13 protein-coding genes are annotated in these 16,496 nt (G+C 58.3%); 7 read left to right on the top strand and 6 right to left on the bottom strand.

What is annotated here, in order from left to right:
• Nucleotides 1-2: 2 nt before the first annotated feature.
• Nucleotides 3-932, top strand: a complete 930-nt coding sequence (locus CPY64_RS03495; RefSeq protein ID WP_042483931.1) for an acyltransferase domain-containing protein — start codon at nucleotides 3-5, stop codon at nucleotides 930-932.
• Between the two features lie 25 nt (nucleotides 933-957).
• Here the strand turns inward: CPY64_RS03495 and CPY64_RS03490 are convergent, their stop codons facing one another.
• The 3 genes from CPY64_RS03490 to CPY64_RS03480 form a co-directional block, all read right to left on the bottom strand.
• Entirely contained in the window at nucleotides 958-1,893 is a 936-nt protein-coding gene (locus tag CPY64_RS03490; protein WP_042483929.1) for a LysR family transcriptional regulator, read from the bottom strand.
• A 208-nt stretch (nucleotides 1,894-2,101) separates the two neighbouring features.
• Nucleotides 2,102-2,914, bottom strand: a complete 813-nt coding sequence (locus tag CPY64_RS03485) for a mechanosensitive ion channel family protein (protein ID WP_035271438.1) — start codon at nucleotides 2,912-2,914, stop codon at nucleotides 2,102-2,104.
• A gap of 529 nt (nucleotides 2,915-3,443) precedes the next feature.
• Complete coding sequence (locus CPY64_RS03480; protein ID WP_042483925.1) at nucleotides 3,444-4,052, bottom strand: class I SAM-dependent DNA methyltransferase; 609 nt, start codon at nucleotides 4,050-4,052, stop codon at nucleotides 3,444-3,446.
• Between the two features lie 88 nt (nucleotides 4,053-4,140).
• Between CPY64_RS03480 and CPY64_RS03475 the strand changes: the two genes are divergently transcribed.
• The 6 genes from CPY64_RS03475 (at nucleotide 4,141) to CPY64_RS03450 (ending at nucleotide 11,898) form a co-directional block, all read left to right on the top strand.
• The gene (locus tag CPY64_RS03475; protein ID WP_026484230.1) at nucleotides 4,141-5,139 is read left to right on the top strand and encodes an LLM class flavin-dependent oxidoreductase; all 999 of its coding nucleotides are present in this window, start codon (nucleotides 4,141-4,143) and stop codon (nucleotides 5,137-5,139) included.
• Nucleotides 5,136-6,062 carry a LysR substrate-binding domain-containing protein gene (locus CPY64_RS03470; protein WP_042483917.1) on the top strand — a complete coding sequence of 309 codons (927 nt, stop codon included), beginning with the start codon at nucleotides 5,136-5,138 and terminating at the stop codon, nucleotides 6,060-6,062. The genes CPY64_RS03475 and CPY64_RS03470 overlap by 4 nt, the downstream gene beginning before the upstream one ends.
• A gap of 75 nt (nucleotides 6,063-6,137) precedes the next feature.
• Nucleotides 6,138-7,166, top strand: coding sequence for a Bug family tripartite tricarboxylate transporter substrate binding protein (locus tag CPY64_RS03465; RefSeq protein WP_042483915.1), 1,029 nt, complete (start codon nucleotides 6,138-6,140; stop codon nucleotides 7,164-7,166).
• Complete coding sequence (locus tag CPY64_RS03460; RefSeq protein WP_042483911.1) at nucleotides 7,163-8,770, top strand: gamma-glutamyltransferase family protein; 1,608 nt, start codon at nucleotides 7,163-7,165, stop codon at nucleotides 8,768-8,770. The genes CPY64_RS03465 and CPY64_RS03460 overlap by 4 nt, the downstream gene beginning before the upstream one ends.
• Nucleotides 8,771-9,156: 386 nt before the next feature.
• Nucleotides 9,157-11,001, top strand: coding sequence for an ABC transporter ATP-binding protein (locus tag CPY64_RS03455; RefSeq protein WP_042483908.1), 1,845 nt, complete (start codon nucleotides 9,157-9,159; stop codon nucleotides 10,999-11,001).
• Nucleotides 11,002-11,133: 132 nt separating this feature from the next.
• Nucleotides 11,134-11,898 (top strand): glucosamine-6-phosphate deaminase, encoded by a 765-nt coding sequence (locus CPY64_RS03450; RefSeq protein ID WP_042483905.1) that lies wholly within the window; start codon nucleotides 11,134-11,136, stop codon nucleotides 11,896-11,898.
• Here the strand turns inward: CPY64_RS03450 and CPY64_RS03445 are convergent.
• The 3 genes from CPY64_RS03445 to CPY64_RS03435 are packed head-to-tail and all read right to left on the bottom strand — an operon-like array spanning nucleotide 11,851 to nucleotide 16,414.
• Nucleotides 11,851-13,281 carry an efflux transporter outer membrane subunit gene (locus CPY64_RS03445; protein WP_042483901.1) on the bottom strand — a complete coding sequence of 477 codons (1,431 nt, stop codon included), beginning with the start codon at nucleotides 13,279-13,281 and terminating at the stop codon, nucleotides 11,851-11,853. The two genes, CPY64_RS03450 and CPY64_RS03445, sit on opposite strands and share 48 nt — an antisense overlap.
• A 2-nt stretch (nucleotides 13,282-13,283) precedes the next feature.
• Entirely contained in the window at nucleotides 13,284-15,242 is a 1,959-nt protein-coding gene (locus CPY64_RS03440; protein ID WP_042483898.1) for a MacB family efflux pump subunit, read from the bottom strand.
• Nucleotides 15,236-16,414, bottom strand: coding sequence for an efflux RND transporter periplasmic adaptor subunit (locus CPY64_RS03435; protein ID WP_042483894.1), 1,179 nt, complete (start codon nucleotides 16,412-16,414; stop codon nucleotides 15,236-15,238). The genes CPY64_RS03440 and CPY64_RS03435 overlap by 7 nt, the downstream gene beginning before the upstream one ends.
• Nucleotides 16,415-16,496: the final 82 nt, after the last annotated feature.

Here is a 16,496-nt window from a genome sequence, read left to right as displayed (position 1 = left end):
CCATGAGAATCGCCCTGCTGTTTTCCGGGCAAGGCATGCAATACGCAGACATGCTGCCTTGGATGAACCCGGCCCATCCCCTGCTGCTGCAAATGCAGGAGCAATTGCATGTTCCCGACTGGCGCGCTGCCATGCGCGATAGCAGTTGGGCCAGCACCAATGCCCATGCCCAAGTCGTGCTGACGGCATGCGCACTGGCCGCCTGGCAGCAATTGCAGGAGCAAGTCCCTGCCCTGCAGTCCTCCAGTCAATCTTTGGCCGCCGTGGCGGGCTACAGCATTGGTGAACTGGCAGCCGCTTGTGTGGCGGGTGTCTTATCCACCAGCGATACCGTCAAACTGGCAGGACAAAGAGCCGCCTTGATGGATCAGGCGGGGGCCGGACAAGACAGCAGCATGCTGGCGGTAAGCGGTGTTTCAATTCGGACGATTGAGCAATGGTGTCAGGTACAGGGCGCTGCCCTGGCCATACGCAATGGCCCCGATAGTGCCGTGTGTGCGGGCCCGCGTGACAAGCTGGCTGCCTTGGAAAAGTTTGCTCAAGAGCAAGGGGCACGTTGCACACCCTTGGCTGTGAATATTGCGTCCCATACTCATTGGATGAGCAGCGCAGCTCAAGCCTTTCAGGAGCAACTGAATCAAAGCGAACTGGCTGTCCCGAACGTGCCGTGGCCGACCAATGCCGGTGTATGGGTGCATAACGCCGCCACCGCAGCGCAGGCTTTATCGGCACAGATCATGCAAACCATGCAATGGGATTCCTGCATGGAACAAATTGAAGAACGACAGCCTAATGTGGTGCTGGAGATTGGACCGAGACGCAGTCTGGCGACCATGTGGAATCAGCGCTATTCCGAAATTCCTGCGCGTAGTGTGGATGAGTTCCAAACCTTGGATGGTTTGCAGCGCTGGTTGTCACGCTGGGCGGGATAGGGAGACATCCGCAAGCCGTCCAACATCAGGCCGATTTCAGCCCTTCTTTTTCCAGCTGAGTGCGCACGATCCGGCAGGCCCGTAACAGGCTCAACACATTCGGGCTACGCTCGCGTGACTTCATGCAGACCAGACCGATACGCTGTGAGTGTCGATACTTGTGCTCCAGGCCAAGCCATTGAATCTTGTCAGAGAAAACCTCTTTGGCACGGGCCGGCAAAAGAGAACACCCCACCCCGCCACTGACCAGGCTCATCAAGGAAAAGATATCCCCGGTGCGCATCACAATATCGGCATCGAATCCGGCTTTGGCCAGCATGCGTTGCATGTCCCGGCCTGTCGCGAAGTCATCGGTCAGCGACACAAAGCGTTCCTTGGAGCAACGCTCCAGATCCACTACGGATGAATCCGAACCTTGCCAATCCATGGGGGCCGCAAACATCAGTTCATCATCAAAAATGGGGAGCATTTCCAGGTCATCCGGCTGCTCTTGCGGCAACTCGATCAAGGCCGCGTCGATATGACCGCCCCGCAGCTTTTGCAACAGCTTCTCGTTGGAGTCCAGCACCAGATCAATCTGCATTAACGGTTTGTGGACTTTCAGCTCCACCAACAGACGCGGCACCAGACGTATCGTCAGCGAATACATGGAGCCAATGCGCAACTGATCCGAGGAATACCCCCCTGCTGCGCGAGCATTATCAATACCATGCTGCAAGGTACGGATGGTTTCCTTGGCGGCTTCAGCCAGCTCGCGTGCCGATTCTTGCGGCACCAGGTTGCGCCCTTCCTGCAGGAACAAGGGGCAGCGCAAACCTTCTTCCAGACTTTTCAATGCTCGATGCACACTGACCGCACTGGTACCCAATTGTTCAGCGGCACGGGCAATCGTGCCGGCTTCCAGAAAAGCCAGCAAAACTTCCAGGCGTCGTACCGTGATTTTTTCGTCGATCAGAAACATCGTGGAGGCAGGTAGAAAAACAGCGCGAGAGCAAAGAGTACAGTATGGGAGAAGCCGAAAGTAAGTCCAATGCAGGCTAACCCGAAAAAAATGCCCCAAGCCGCTAAAAGCAAGGCTTGGGGCATTCATACTTTCTATCGGAACCGCATGGGCTTGAAGCCTGCAGGACACGGTTCAAAGCCGGAGTCAGGCCTTGAACCCATCATGTTCACGCAGCCTTTTTCTCGCCAACCGACTGCACGATTTCACGTACTGGAACGGGCGTCTGCAAACCAGCCTGATTCAGCACTTGGACCGCACGGCGGAACAGATCAAAACGGGCATCCCAGAAGTCAGCAGCATTGATCCACGCACGCAGATTGACGGTGATTACGCTGTCCTTGTACTCCATGACCATGACCAAAGGAGCCGGGTCTTTCAGCACCTGAGGATGTTCATTGAGCAAGTCCTGCAGCAGCTTGATGGCCAGGTCCAGATCATCGCCATAGCGTACGCCCACACCAAAGTCCAAACGACGAGTGGTGTTGCGGCTGTAGTTGATGATAGGGTTGCCCCAGATCAGGCTATTGGGCAACGTGAATTGAATGCCATCCACTTGCTCAAAGCGGGTCAGGAACAAACCCACTTCCTGCACGGTCCCGTCGCCTTTACCAACGACCGATACAAACTCGCCCGCACGCAAGGGACGCAGCATCAGCAACATGATGCCAGCCGCGATATTTTGCAGTGTGTTCTGCAAGGCCAGACCAACGGCCAAGCCGGCAGCACCCAATACCGCAATAATGCTGGCGGTCTGTACGCCAAAACGCGCCAGTACAGCGATCAGCACAAATATGCGAATCGTCCAGACCGTCACGGACTGGGCCATGGGTACAATCGTCGGATCCACTCGGGGGGAACGGGCCGCCATCCGCTTGATGGCACGACCAGCGACGGCCGATAGCCACCAGCCAATAATCAGAATCAACAAAGCGATCACGACGTTGAGCGCAATCGCGACAACGGCTGGAAACTCTGTCATCCAGGCTTGCAATTTTTCCACGTTTCAATCTCCTCAATTAAAAGGCAAAGCACCGAAGGGACTGGCCGCTAAGGGTAAACATTGCTAGTGCGCATCATAGCCTTGAGAGGGGCCTGAACCCAAGTTGAGCAAGCCCTCCATCTTATCCCCGAAAACTGTGGATAGCTCATAGGAAAAACTGGGCAAATCAGAAAAACCTTCCGTAGTATCAGCGACTTAAAAACCGCGAACAGAAAACAGCCAAATCCGGAAACAGACGCCAGCTTATCCCCATAAAATGTGGACAAGTCACAGGATAAACCGTGAATCACTGCACTTATCCCCGTGCAATCAAGCACTTAAGAATGGCGAGCAGAGAATCGACAATTCTTTACCATTTTTTTCCTCGGGCAAGCCTCTGCTTGTTGAAAACCGGCTTATCCACAAAAGATGTGCATAAAAATAGGGAAAACCCCTGTATTAGCAAAAAATAGGCTTATAAAACAATCGCCTAAGTAGCCAGGTCAGGGATTCACCATTTTGCTGCTGATCAGGCCGGTACACGCCACAAGGACGCCAGCCAATGTTGCTCCTGCGGTGGCCTGTCTGTGGGGCGATAAAAGTGCTCTATATATTCAAAGCCCGCTTGCTCCAGACGCTCTGACCACTGCTCCCAACTGTAGTAACAACCATAGCGCTGACCATTCCAGCCTTCTTGCCCCTGACCACGCGGATTGGAAGAAAACAGCACGCCTCCAGGTCGCAGGCTATGACGCAAGGCCGTCAACACAGCAGGTAACTCGGCACTGGGTATATGGAATAAAACCGCATTGGCAAACACGCCATCAAACGCGGCAGCGGGTAAATTCAAATCCAGAAAGTCCTGATGCAGCACCGGCAGGCCGGTTTGCTGACGAGCCATCTCCACAAAAGCCGCACAGCCATCCAGCCCCACCGGGCGATGGCCCATAGCCTGAAACGCGACCAGATCCCGCCCCGGCCCACAGCCCAGATCCAGAATATCCACAGGCCCCGGCAAGCCGATGGCCGCCAACAAAGCATCGCGATTCTGGCTGACATCATGGTCCCACGTGCCGTCCCGATAAGCCTGCGCATGGTCCTGGTAATGGTTGACGGTGCGACGACTGGTTTCTTTCATCTGAACATCCTTGCCTATGCTATGGGTTTACTTGACGCTGCCTAACGATGGATCGACTATATCCTGAGTCCAATTTGAATCTGATGCCATGAAGCCTAGCTATCCGCTCTCCGTCCTAGACCTGTCCCCTATTGTTCAGGGCTCCACACCGGCCCAGTCCTTTCGCTGTTCGGCGGACATTGCCCGTCATGCCGAGCAGTGGGGCTATCACCGTTACTGGCTGGCCGAACACCACGGCATGCCCGGTATTGCCAGTGCTGCCACTTCAGTTCTGATCGGCCACATTGCCGGTCAAACCAGCCGCATTCGTGTGGGCGCGGGCGGCATCATGTTGCCCAACCATTCCCCTTTGGTGATTGCCGAGCAGTTTGGAACGCTGGCCTCCCTGTACCCCGGCCGTATTGACTTGGGCCTGGGTCGTGCCCCTGGCTCCGACCCCGAAACCGCCCGCGCCTTGCGCCGCAATCTGAACAGCGACCCCGACCAGTTTCCGCGCGACGTGCTGGAACTGATGGACTATATGTCCGACGAGCCGCGCAACCGCATCATGGCCGTGCCCGGTCGCGGACTGAATGTGCCGGTCTGGATTCTGGGCTCCAGCCTGTTTGGTGCTCAACTGGCCGCCGCCTTGGGCTTGCCCTACGCCTTTGCTTCGCATTTTGCACCTGCTCAATTGATGGATGCTATTGAGGTTTACCGCCGTCAGTTCCAGCCTTCCGTGCATCTGGAAAAACCGTACGTCATGCTGGGCTACAACGTCTTTGCCGCCGACACGGAAGACGAAGCCAAACTACTGGCCTCCTCCTGGCAACAGTCTTTTGTGAACCTGCGCAGTGGTCGTCCCGGCCAGTTGCCACCGCCCGTACGCGACTACTACGAGCAATGCAGCCCACCCGCCCAGCATCTGCTGGACTCCCTGCTCAGCTGTACGGCCATTGGCAATCCGGAACAAGTGCTTGAGCAGATGAAAGGCTTCATTCAACTGACCGGCGCCAACGAACTGATGCTGAACGCCAATATCTTTGACCATAACAAGCGCTTGCGCTCCTACGAGATTGCCGCCGAACTGCGCGGCAGTCTGGTATGAACCCACGCCATCTTCAGGAGACCGCACTGCGCTACTTCCAGGAAGTAGCGCGTTGTGGCTCTATCTCGCAAGCGGCAAGCAATCTGCATGTGGCCACATCGGCCATCAGCCGCCAGATCAGCGGACTGGAAGAAAACCTGGGCATGGCCTTGTTCGAGCGCCATGCCCGTGGCATGAACCTGACCGCTGCGGGTGAACTGCTGCTGGCCCATGCGCGCCGCAGTGCCATGGATGCCGAGCGTACCTTGCACGATATTGCCGCCCTGCAAGGGCTGCAAACCGGCCTGATCCGCATTGCTTCTTCTGAAGGTTTGGCCGCCCAGCTCCTGCCGCAATGCATCGCGCAGTTTCGTGAAAAGCATCAGGGCATACGCTTTCAGCTGGATGTGCTGCCGCCACACCGCATCACCATGCTGCTGTTGAGCGGCCAGATTGATATAGGCATCAAATTCACGCAAACGGCTGAAAAAGACATCAAGACCTTGTTCCGCCGCGATGCGCCCGTCATGGCTCTGGCGGTTCCCGGGCACCCAGTAACCCGTACCGAACGCATCAGCCTGAAAAGCCTTCTGGCGCACCCCCTAGCCTTGCCTGGCCCCGACACCACGGTACGACAAATGATGGATGTGGCTTGCAGTGCGCAAAACCTGAGTCTGGACCCGGTTTTCAGCAGCAACCACATGCAGTCCCTGCATCAATTTGCCTTGTCCGGTGCTGGTGTGACCGTGTCAGCCTTGCTCTCGGCTCGTCATCTGATTGAGCAAGGTTTGCTGCAAGCCAGCTTCATCCACGAACGCGGCTTGCTGAACCGCCAGATTGAAGTGCAGGCCCTGGCTGGCCGCCGCTTGCCCTCTATTGTTCGCCGCTTTCTGGACGAGTTGTTACCGCAACTTGAAATCGATCCGCAGGCCTTGCCAAAATAGCAACGCTGATCTGCTTATTTGTTGCTGGTTCGGCATCATCGCCTTTCCTATCATCTCTTGATTGAGGAGAGAGCCATGACCAGACCCAGCAACGCCCCAAGCACCGCACAGACCCTATCGACCCGTCGCCCCTGGCGACGTCTTGCCCAAACCTTATTAGGTGCTGTTCTGGCCGTCAGCAGCATGGCGACCCATGCCAGCGATTGGCCTGATCGCCCCATTCGCCTGATCGTGCCTTTCCCCACTGGCGGAGCCACCGACGTCATCAGCCGGCTGATTGCCGAAAGCGCCGCCAAAGCGATGAACGCCAACATCATTGTGGACAACCGCACGGGCGCAGGCGGCACAATTGGTTCGGGCGAAGTCGCTCGCAGCAAGTCCGATGGCTACACCCTCCTGTTCACCACCAGCAGCACCCACGCGATTGCCCCGCACCTGTACAAATCCCTGCCCTACGATGCAGAAAAAGACTTCACCCCTATCGCTCACTTGGGCGATGCCGCCAGCGTCTTGCTGGTGAACCCGTCCGTACCCGCGCAAACTCTGCCGGAACTGATTGAATACGCGCGCGCCCATCCCGATGAGTTGAACTACGCCAGCAGTGGCAATGGCACCATCGTGCACCTGGGCACCGAAGCCTTTTTGAATCAGGCCAATATCGTCATGTCCCACGTTCCATACCGCGGAACCGGTCAGGCCATTAACGATATGCTGGGCGGCTCCATCCATGTTTTACTGGATGCCATCCCCACCGGGATGCCGTATGTGAACAGCGGCCAGTTGCGTGCCCTGGCGGTGACAGGCCAACAGCGCTCGCCACTGGCTCCCGATTTGCCCACCTTTCAGGAGTCCGGCCTGCCGGGCTATGAATCGGTGACCTGGTTTGGCCTGTACGCTCCCGCAGGCTTGCCCGACGAAATTCGTGACAAGGCTTATGAGGCTTTTACCCATGCCGTTCAGGACCCCAAAGTACGCTCACGCCTGCAAACCTTGGGCGTGGACCAACCCCGCAGCACCAGCCGAGAAGAGTTTATCTCCTTGGTCCGCGAGGACAGCGCACGTTGGCAAGGCCTGATCCAACTGACTGGAATACAGATTCAATGAACAAGACTGACACCTGTATGGACTGGAACAACCCCTACCCGTCCGCCCGTTCTGCGGTGCTTGGCCAAAACATGGTCAGCACCTCCCACCCCTTGGCCGCACAAGCGGGCCTGCGCATGTTGCAGGCAGGTGGCAATGCCGTCGATGCGGCGCTGGCTGCCGCCATCGCCTTGACGGTGCTTGAACCCACGGGTTGCGGCATAGGCAGTGATGCCTTTGCCATCGTCTGGGACGGCAAAGAGCTACATGGCTTGAACGCCTCCGGGCGCTCGCCTCGTGGCTGGTCGCCGGACCGATTCAAAGGTCACGACGCCGTCCCCGACAAAGGTTGGGAAAGTGTCTCCGTTCCTGGTGCGGTCTCTGCCTGGGCCGAGCTGTCCAGCAAGCTGGGCCGCCTGAGTCTGGAACAAGTCGCCGCCCCCGCGATTCATTACGCCCGAGAAGGTTTCCCGGTCTCACCCGTGATCGCACGTTTATGGGAACTGGGTCGTCAGCGCCTGGGCGATCAGCCCGGTTTTGCCGAAGCCTTTTTACGTGATGGCAAAGCGCCCGTAGCTGGTCAGTGGTACCAGAACCCGGACCAGGCCAATACGCTGGAACGCATTGCGGCGACCCAGGGTCAGGACTTTTATACCGGCGAGCTGGCCAAACGCATTGCCGACTTCTCCCGCCAGCATGGCGGCGCCATGGACGAGCAGGATCTGGCCGAGCATCGCGCGAACTGGTGCGGCACCATCAGCCATCCTTTTGCGCAATCGGTCATTCATGAAATCCCCCCGAATGGTCAGGGTCTGGCCGCCTTGATGGCACTGGGCATCATGGAGCAGGCGGGTGTAGGCCAACAGCCGCTGGACCATATCGATACAGTGCATTTGAGCATTGAAGCGATGAAGCTGGCCTTTGCCGATCTGTACGAACACCACGCAGATCTGGAGCACATGATTCATCATCCCGAGCATCTGCTGGACCCGGCCTATCTGCGCGAGCGCGCTGCCCTGATTCAAATGAACGAGGCAGGCGACCCCAAACATGGCCTGCCCGGCCCCTCCGGCACGGTCTATGTCACAGCCGCCGATTCCAGCGGCATGATGGTGTCCCTGATCCAGTCCAACTACATGGGTTTTGGTTCCGGCGTGGTCGTTCCCGGCACCGGCATCAGCATGCAGAACCGCGGTCATGGCTTTACCCTGCGGCCTGGTCATGTGAATGAAGTGGCCGGTGGCAAGCGCCCCTCGCACACCATCATTCCCGCCTTTGCCATGAATGCCAATGGCACGCCGCAAATGTCGTTTGGTGTGATGGGTGGCCCCTTCCAGTCCCAAGGCCATATGCAAATGGCGCTGCGTGTTCTGCTGTATGGTCAGAACCCGCAAGCCGCTGCCGATGCCCCACGCTGGCGCGTGACGGGTGGCCGTGGCGTGGCGGTAGAGCCTACTTTCGATCCCGCTCTGGTTCAGGCCCTGCGCGAGCGCGGTCATGAAGTCGTCGTTGAACCTGGCAGTGGTGTGTTCGCCTTTGGCGGTGCACAACTGATTCTGCGCCAGGGCAATCATTACGTGGGTGGCTCTGACCCGCGTAAAGATGGGCAGGTGGTGGCGTACTAAGCCTGTTTACCTTTAAGAGATCACTGCCGCTCTCTGATTGGGGTCTGGATATCCTTATCCAGACCCCAAATACCTTTGGGCCTCCCTATCTCTATGTAGACAAACCGCTCAACGGAACAAAGACACGCGTACCAAGGCCCTATCCCTTCAGCCTCCTTCAATGCTCTGCCAAAGCAGACGCCAACATTAGCTTGGCTCACTAAACGTACACCGTGGTCAATATCTGACACTTTCCATACACAAAGACTGTGTTTTTATCAGGTTTTCTTCAGCCAGACAGAATGACTGCTGTACCATCAAAAATTGCCGCTTCATACCCCGGAAGCGGTTTTCTATTTGTCTAAACGGCCCTGCCATCCTCGGGGCCGTCCGCTGGAGCCCATTCGGTGCTGTCATTCTTTGAACGTCGATTAGATCCCTATCCCGAACAACACGTCGCCACTCCTCCCAAAGGATTTTTCCCCTTCATCTGGGCCTGTACGAAAAATTCACGCGGCTGGATTGGCCTGATGACCGTGACCTCGATTGGCCTGTCGGCCTACGAGGCCATGCTGTTTGCCCTGCTCAGCTATATCGTGGACTGGCTGCCCTCGATTGAACCTGCTTTATTCTGGAGCCAGCAGGGTGGCACGCTCCTGACTATTGCCGCTGTTCTGCTGGGCAGCGTGGTCCTGATCAGCCTGCATACGCTGGTCATGCACCAGGTGCTGGCCATCAACTTCCCCATGCGCCTGCGCTGGCTGTTTCACAAGCTGATGCTGAACCAGAGCATGTCCTTTTACGCGGACGAGTTTGCCGGCCGCATCACCACCAAGATCATGCAAACCGCTCTGGCGGTGCGTGAAACCCTGTTCATGGCCGTGGAAGTGGTCGTGGGCATGAGCGCCTACCTGATCGGTATTCTGATTCTGGCCGGCAGCTTTGACCGCCTGCTGATCCTGCCCTTTCTGCTCTGGCTGGTGGGCTACGCCTTGGCCTGCGTGTACTTTGTGCCTCGTCTGGGCAAAGTCGGCGCTGAACAGGCCGATGCTCGTGCGCTGATGACGGGCCGCATTACCGACGCCTACACCAATATCAATACGGTCAAGCTGTTTGCCCACACACGCCGTGAGGCAGACCATGCCAAGAACGCCATGCGCCGCTTCCAGGAAACGGGCCATGCCCAGATGCGTCTGATCAGCATGTTTGAAGTGGCCAACCATGTGCTGGCCACCCTCTTGCTGATCAGCTCGGCGGGCCTGGCCTTGTACCTGTGGTCGATTGACCAATCCACCGCCGGTGTGGTGGCAGCTGTCATTGCGATGGCACTGCGCCTGTCCGGCCATTCCCATTGGCTGATGTGGGAGTTGACCAATCTGTTCGAGAACGTGGGCACGATTCAGGACGGCATCAACACCTTGACGCAAGAACCCACCGTGATGGATGCGCCCGATGCCAAGCCCCTGCAAATCGAACAAGGTCGCCTCGAATTCCAGGACGTGAGCTTTGCCTACCGCGATAAAAGCCGTCAGGTGATCGACAAGCTCAATCTGGTGATCAAACCGGGCGAGCGTGTTGGTCTGATTGGCCGTTCTGGCGCGGGCAAGTCCACGTTGGTCAACCTGCTGCTGCGTTTCCATGATGTGGATAGCGGCACCATCCGCATTGATGGCCAGGACATTGCCCATGTCACGCAGGATAGTTTGCGTGCCGCCATTGGCATGGTGACGCAGGATACCTCCTTGCTGCACCGTTCCATGCGCGACAACATTCTGTATGGCCGCCCGGATGCCAACGACGAGCTGCTGCATATGGCCGTTGAGCGTGCCGCCGCTGCCGACTTCATCCCGCAGCTGCATGACCGCCAGGGCCGTGAGGGCCTGGAGGCGCATGTGGGCGAGCGCGGTGTGAAACTGTCTGGCGGCCAGCGTCAGCGTGTGGCAATTGCCCGCGTCATGCTGAAAGACGCCCCCATCCTGTTACTGGATGAAGCCACCAGCGCGCTGGACTCTGAAGTGGAAGCCGCCATCCAGGAAAGCCTCAACACCCTGATGCACGGCAAGACGGTAATTGCCATTGCCCACCGCCTGTCCACCATTGCGGCACTGGACCGCTTGATTGTGCTGGATCAGGGCCGCATCATCGAGCAAGGCAGCCACCAGGAATTGCTGGAAAAAGGTGGTTTGTATGCTCGTTTGTGGGCACGTCAAAGTGGTGGCTTCCTGGGAGAGACTGGCAAACAAGATAGTTAAAACGTGTCACTTGCTTGCAAAAAAAAACTGACGTTACATCTTTGTCCCATTAGAATTTCGAAAGATCAAACTTCGCCGTGCTTGCGGCGAAGTTTTTTTTCAACTTATTCAGCCCATACATAGAACAAGATTATGTTTTTAGTCTTCCCCGATTCCGCCGCCATTGCGGCGCACCTGAGCGCCCGTCTTCAGGAAATTATTCGTCAGGATCCACAAGCGACTCTGGGTCTGGCAACCGGGGGGACCATGGAACCCGTCTACGCCCGTTTCGTACAGGACGTACGTGCCAATGGGCTGGATGTCTCCAAGATCAACAGCTTCAATCTGGATGAGTATGTGGGTCTGGCGGCAGCGCACGAGCAAAGTTACGCCTACTACATGCGCCAGCACCTGTTCGGCCAACTGCCTTTTGATGCCGCTCGTTTGCATCTGCCCAATGGCCTGACCCAAGAGCTGGAGCAGCACTGCCAGGACTACTCCGCCGCGATTGCGGCCAGTGGGGGTGTCGCCTTGCAATTGCTGGGCGTAGGCACCAACGGCCACATCGGCTTTAACGAACCGGGCACCCCTTTTGACAGCCGCACCCATGTGGTGGCCCTGTCCGAGCGCACCCGTATCGACAACAGCCGCTTTTTTGATTCCATGGACGAAGTGCCTGCATCGGCCATCACCATGGGGATTGCCGATATTCTGAGCGCCCGTGAAATTGCCCTGGTGGTCACCGGCGAGCACAAGGCTCGCACCATGCTCAATTACCAGGAAGGCGGTGTCACGCCCGAGCTGCCTTTCACAGCCTTGAAGCCGCACGCCAACACCCACATCCTGCTGGACGAGGCGGCTGCCAGCCTGCTAGACCCCAGCCTCTGCCACCGTCCCCTGATCAGCCAGGCTGCCTGAGCCAGCTTGCCAGCCCCCGCCCAGTGCTCGGAAGAGCGCCGCGCGGGATTGCAAACGCGCCTGCATCAAGCTGACGCGCACATCCTGAGCGGCGTACAAGGTACGCTGCGCATCCAGTAAAGACAGCAGGGTTTCCGAGCCGGAGCGATAACGTGCTTCGGCCAGTTGAAACGCCAGCCTGGCTTGCTCCCACTCCAGTTCCATGGTCTGCGCCTGGGCATCCAGGCTATGCAGTTGTGCCAGCACGCCTTCCACATCCATATAAGCCTGCACAATGGTCTGCCGATACTGCGCCAGCCATTCCTGCAAACGAGCGTCGCTCAAATCCTTGCCCGCCTCCAAACGACCGGCATTGAAGATAGGAGCCACCAGCCCGCTGATCAGGCTGTAGACCGGATGGCGCAGGCTTTCTTCCCAATGATTGCCCGATGCCCCTGCCCGCACCCCCAAAGTCAGGCTGGGATACATGGCAGCGCGCGCCACATGCACATCGGCATGAGCCGCTGACAACTGGGCCTCGATGTGCGCAATATCAGGGCGTTGCGATAGCAGTTGTGAAGGCAGACCTGCTTCCAGCACCGGCACCTGCAGGCTGGCAATATCTTCCTGCGGCTCGGGCATGATTTCAGTGCGGCCCAACAAGGTCGCCAGCTCCACCCGCGTGCGAATGGCCTGTTCTTCAATCACCAACAATTTGCGCTGTTGCGAAGCCAGCAATTGGCGTTGCTGTGCCAGCTCCAAAGGCGAAGCCGCCCCCGCCTGCAAGCGTGCTTCCAGCAGGCTCAACAAGCGTTGCGCAACGGCCAGGTTTTGACGAGCAATGGCGACACGCTGTTTATCGCCCAGAGCCTGCAGGCTTAAATGCACCACCTGCGCCTGCACGCTGACACGCAGCACATCCAGCTCGTAATTTGCCGCTTGGGCCAGGAACACGGCACTGTCGGCCTGAGCACGATTGCGTCCCCAAAGATCCAGCTCGTAGCTCATGAACGCACCGGCCACATATTGCGAGCGAGAGTCTCCATGCGAGGAAGAAAACGGCGCATCTCTTTGCGCAGACAGATTGCCCTGCAACTCCGGCAGCAAACTGGCTCCGGCAATGCGTGCCTGAGCCTGCGCTTGCAAGATCCGGGCCTGTGCCTGACGCAGCACCGCCACATCCTTCAAGGCCTCCTGCATCAGGCTGTTCAAGGCGGGGCTGTTATAGGGACGCCACCACTCCGGCTCTACCTGGGCCAGTACAGGACTGGGTGTCGCCTTGGCTTGCTGTTGATACGCCTGGGGCAGCGTCGGCGGGGTCTTGTCCAGATCAGAGGACAAGGAGCCGCAAGCTTGCAGCACCAGCGTGCTCATGGCCCCTGCTATCCATCGGTAATGAGCCATGCTTACTCCCCTGCCAAAGCCTGAACGGGGTCCAGTGCGGCCGCCGTACGTGCTGGCATATAGCCAAAAACCATGCCCGTCACCACGGCGCAGCCAAAGGCGCCCAAGGCCGCCCGCAAGGAAAACACCACATCTACCCCACCAAAAATCAGGCCGATACCCACAACTGCACCGGCCAGCACACCCAGACAACCGCCTGTAATCGTCAACAAAACCGCCTCGGTCAGGAACTGACGCATGATGTCGCTTTGTCGCGCACCCGTTGCCATGCGTATGCCAATTTCCCGCGTGCGTTCCCGCACTGTCATCAACATCACGTTCATGACACCAATGCCGCCCACCACCAAGGACACCGCGGCAATCAGGCCCAGCATCATGCTCATGGCCTGACGCGTGGAAGCCTCTGCCTGCAAGCGAGCCGCCGCATTCCCGATTGAAAAGTCCTCGCGCCCGCCGTGACGCTGTGTCAGCAACTGGCGCATGTCCTGTTCCGCTTCCAGAACGGTGGAGCTGTCCTGCGCATCAATCACCACATAGTCAGGCTGGGTCTGGGCCTGATACACACGGGCACGCGCCGCGTGATAGGGCACAAACACCATGTCGTCGTAGTCCTGTGCGCCCGAATCGGCACCCCGTTCCTGCATCACCCCGATCACTTCAAAAGGTGAATTACCGATCAGGAGCTGCTGCCCCAACGGCACATCCATATCGGGAAAAAAATGCTTGGCAGCACGATGTCCCAGCACGACCAGGGGAGCCAGATCCCGGTCCTCGGCATCGGTGTAATAACGGCCTTGTGCCAGCTTCCAGCGGTGAATATCCGGCATGGTTTCATTGGCGGCAAACACATACACCTGCCGGTCCACACTGCCGCGCCGCACGGTAATCGGGTCCCCAATCACGGGCATCACACGCCGTATCAGAGGCAGCTCTCCAATCGCTTCCAGATCCTCATCCGTCAGTTGGCCTTTGGGCAAGCCATTGGGTGGCGAGGAACTGCTCAAGTACATGATGGTGGTGCCCATCGTACCCATCTGATCCATCACGCGCTGGCGTGCGCCCTCGCCCACCGCCAGCATGACAATGACCGAGGCCACCCCAATAATCACGCCCAGCAAGGTCAATGCCGTGCGATGCCGATTAATGAACATGCTGCGCAAGGCACTGCGTGCGGCGTCCTTGATTTCCGAGAGCCAGGGCGAGCGGCGATGTTCCGACTCCATCAAAGGCGGCTTGGCCCTTGTTTCCTGGGCCGCATCCGGGCGGCTATCAGACAGGATGCAGCCGTCACGAATCTCGATCACCCGGTCTGCCATCGCGGCCACCTGGTGATCGTGGGTAATCAGAATGATCGTATGCCCCGAGTCCGACAGCTCGCGCAGCAAGGCCATGACCTCCGCACCGCTGCGCGAATCCAGTGCACCCGTAGGCTCGTCAGCCAGAATGACCCGGCCGCCATTCATCAGGGCACGGGCAATGGACACGCGCTGCTGCTGACCGCCAGACAGTTGATTGGGTCGATTGTCCAGCTTGTCCGCCAAGCCCAGACTGCCTAATAAATGCGCGGCACGGTCAGCCCGGCTGGCCTCGTCCATGCCCGCATAAATCGCGGGCATCTGCACGTTTTCACTGGCCGTTTCGGTTGGGATCAAGTGATAGCCCTGGAACACAAAACCAAACGTTTCCCGACGCAAGGCAGCCAGCTCATCCGCGCTTAACTGTGCAACATCCCGACCCTGGAACAGATAGGTGCCGCTGCTGGGCTTGTCCAGACAACCGAGCAAGTTCATCAAGGTAGACTTGCCCGAGCCCGATGCGCCCACAATGGCCACAAACTCGCCCGGCTCAATGCTCAGGCTGACATCGAACAAGACCTGCACAGCCGGTTTCGTGCTGGGCGGGCCACCATAAATACGGCAGATATCGCGCAGCTCAATCAAGGCAGGAGCGGACCCTACCATTGCAACCACCGCCAGCCACGCTCGGCCGCCACCACGGCCAGCACCACCTGCTCACCCTTGGCCAGCCCATCCAGAACCTGCACCTGGTGTCGATTACGCACCCCCAGACTGACCGGCTTTTCCTGCAGCTTGCCGTGCTCCAGCACGGGCACCTTGAAGGCATCGGGACCGCGCTGCGGGTCAGGACGCAAGGCCACCAGGGGCACCAGCAAAGCCTGATCGGCACGATCAATTTCAAACAGCACCTGCGCGGTCATTTGCGGCATCAATTCACCGTCTTCATTGTCCACATCAAACAGCACCGTATACATGATGGCCTGCGTGGCTGTTGGCGCCGTGGCAGTGGTCTCTTCCTGCGTGCTTCCTTCAGGTGCCGGCATGATCTGCCGCACCTTGGCCTGCCATTGACGCGCCTGTGTTTCGCCCTGTTCGCCCAAGGTTGTAAACGTCACCGTCATGCCGGGTTTGATGCGACGAATATCCGCCTCGGACACACTGGTCCACACCGTCATGGTGCTCAGGTCTGCAATGCGCAAAATATTGGGGGTTTGGTACGTGGCATTCAAGGTCTGGCCTTCACGGGCCTGCACACCAATCACGGTGCCACTCATGGGCGCGTAAATGCGCGTGTAGCCCAATCGCGCCTCGTCGGCTTTCAGCGTGGCCTGGGTCTGCTCCATCTGCGCTTGCACATGGGCGACACGCGCCTGAGCCGTCGCCAGATTCGCCTGGGCAATCTGTATATCTTCCTGACGACTGGCCTGCTGGCGCTCCAATTGGCGCTGACGTGTCAACTGCTGACGGGCCAACAAAAGCTGGGCCTGTTGCTCAGCCAACTGAGCGCGAAATGCCGCCAGCGAAGCGCGGCCTGCATCGACCGTGGCCTGCTGTACGCTGGGGTCAATTTCCACCAGCAACTGGCCCTGCTCGACCTGATCGCCCGGAGCAACCGGCAAAGCCGTAATCTGCCCCGACACCTGTGCCCCCACATCCACATAGCGACTGGGCTTCAAAGTCCCCACCGCAGCAACGGTAGCGCGTATATCGCTTTGCTCCACGGCCACCGTTTCAAACTGCTCTGAAGAACGCCCGGCCTGTGCGGCCAGCGCCCCCAGTACCAGCACCGCCACCAGGGCCAACGCCCAGCGGCGCTTCACTGCTTTGGACTTCATAAATAATTCCGTTAAAACCGTAGATCTGCACCCGCCGCATCATGCCTGGCAGGTGATCAAAAAAGTAATAGTGGTCAAGAAG

The organism is Alcaligenes faecalis (genome assembly GCF_002443155.1).
Lineage (GTDB): Bacteria > Pseudomonadota > Gammaproteobacteria > Burkholderiales > Burkholderiaceae_B > Alcaligenes > Alcaligenes faecalis.
The sequence above is the reverse complement of the archived record's forward strand: the minus strand, read 5'-3'. Positions and strand labels throughout refer to the sequence as shown.

What these genes read in the sequence shown, in the direction of transcription:
- CPY64_RS03475 (WP_026484230.1), top strand. Translation starts at nt 4,141, where the DNA reads ATGAAGCCTAGCTATCCGCTCTCCGTCCTAGACCTGTCCCCTATTGTT.
- CPY64_RS03445 (WP_042483901.1), bottom strand. Translation starts at nt 13,281, where the DNA reads ATGGCTCATTACCGATGGATAGCAGGGGCCATGAGCACGCTGGTGCTG.
- CPY64_RS03485 (WP_035271438.1), bottom strand. Translation starts at nt 2,914, where the DNA reads ATGACAGAGTTTCCAGCCGTTGTCGCGATTGCGCTCAACGTCGTGATC.
- CPY64_RS03460 (WP_042483911.1), top strand. Translation starts at nt 7,163, where the DNA reads ATGAACAAGACTGACACCTGTATGGACTGGAACAACCCCTACCCGTCC.
- CPY64_RS03470 (WP_042483917.1), top strand. Translation starts at nt 5,136, where the DNA reads ATGAACCCACGCCATCTTCAGGAGACCGCACTGCGCTACTTCCAGGAA.
- CPY64_RS03435 (WP_042483894.1), bottom strand. Translation starts at nt 16,414, where the DNA reads ATGAAGTCCAAAGCAGTGAAGCGCCGCTGGGCGTTGGCCCTGGTGGCG.
- CPY64_RS03465 (WP_042483915.1), top strand. Translation starts at nt 6,138, where the DNA reads ATGACCAGACCCAGCAACGCCCCAAGCACCGCACAGACCCTATCGACC.
- CPY64_RS03480 (WP_042483925.1), bottom strand. Translation starts at nt 4,052, where the DNA reads ATGAAAGAAACCAGTCGTCGCACCGTCAACCATTACCAGGACCATGCG.
- CPY64_RS03490 (WP_042483929.1), bottom strand. Translation starts at nt 1,893, where the DNA reads ATGTTTCTGATCGACGAAAAAATCACGGTACGACGCCTGGAAGTTTTG.
- CPY64_RS03495 (WP_042483931.1), top strand. Translation starts at nt 3, where the DNA reads ATGAGAATCGCCCTGCTGTTTTCCGGGCAAGGCATGCAATACGCAGAC.
- CPY64_RS03440 (WP_042483898.1), bottom strand. Translation starts at nt 15,242, where the DNA reads ATGGTAGGGTCCGCTCCTGCCTTGATTGAGCTGCGCGATATCTGCCGT.
- CPY64_RS03450 (WP_042483905.1), top strand. Translation starts at nt 11,134, where the DNA reads ATGTTTTTAGTCTTCCCCGATTCCGCCGCCATTGCGGCGCACCTGAGC.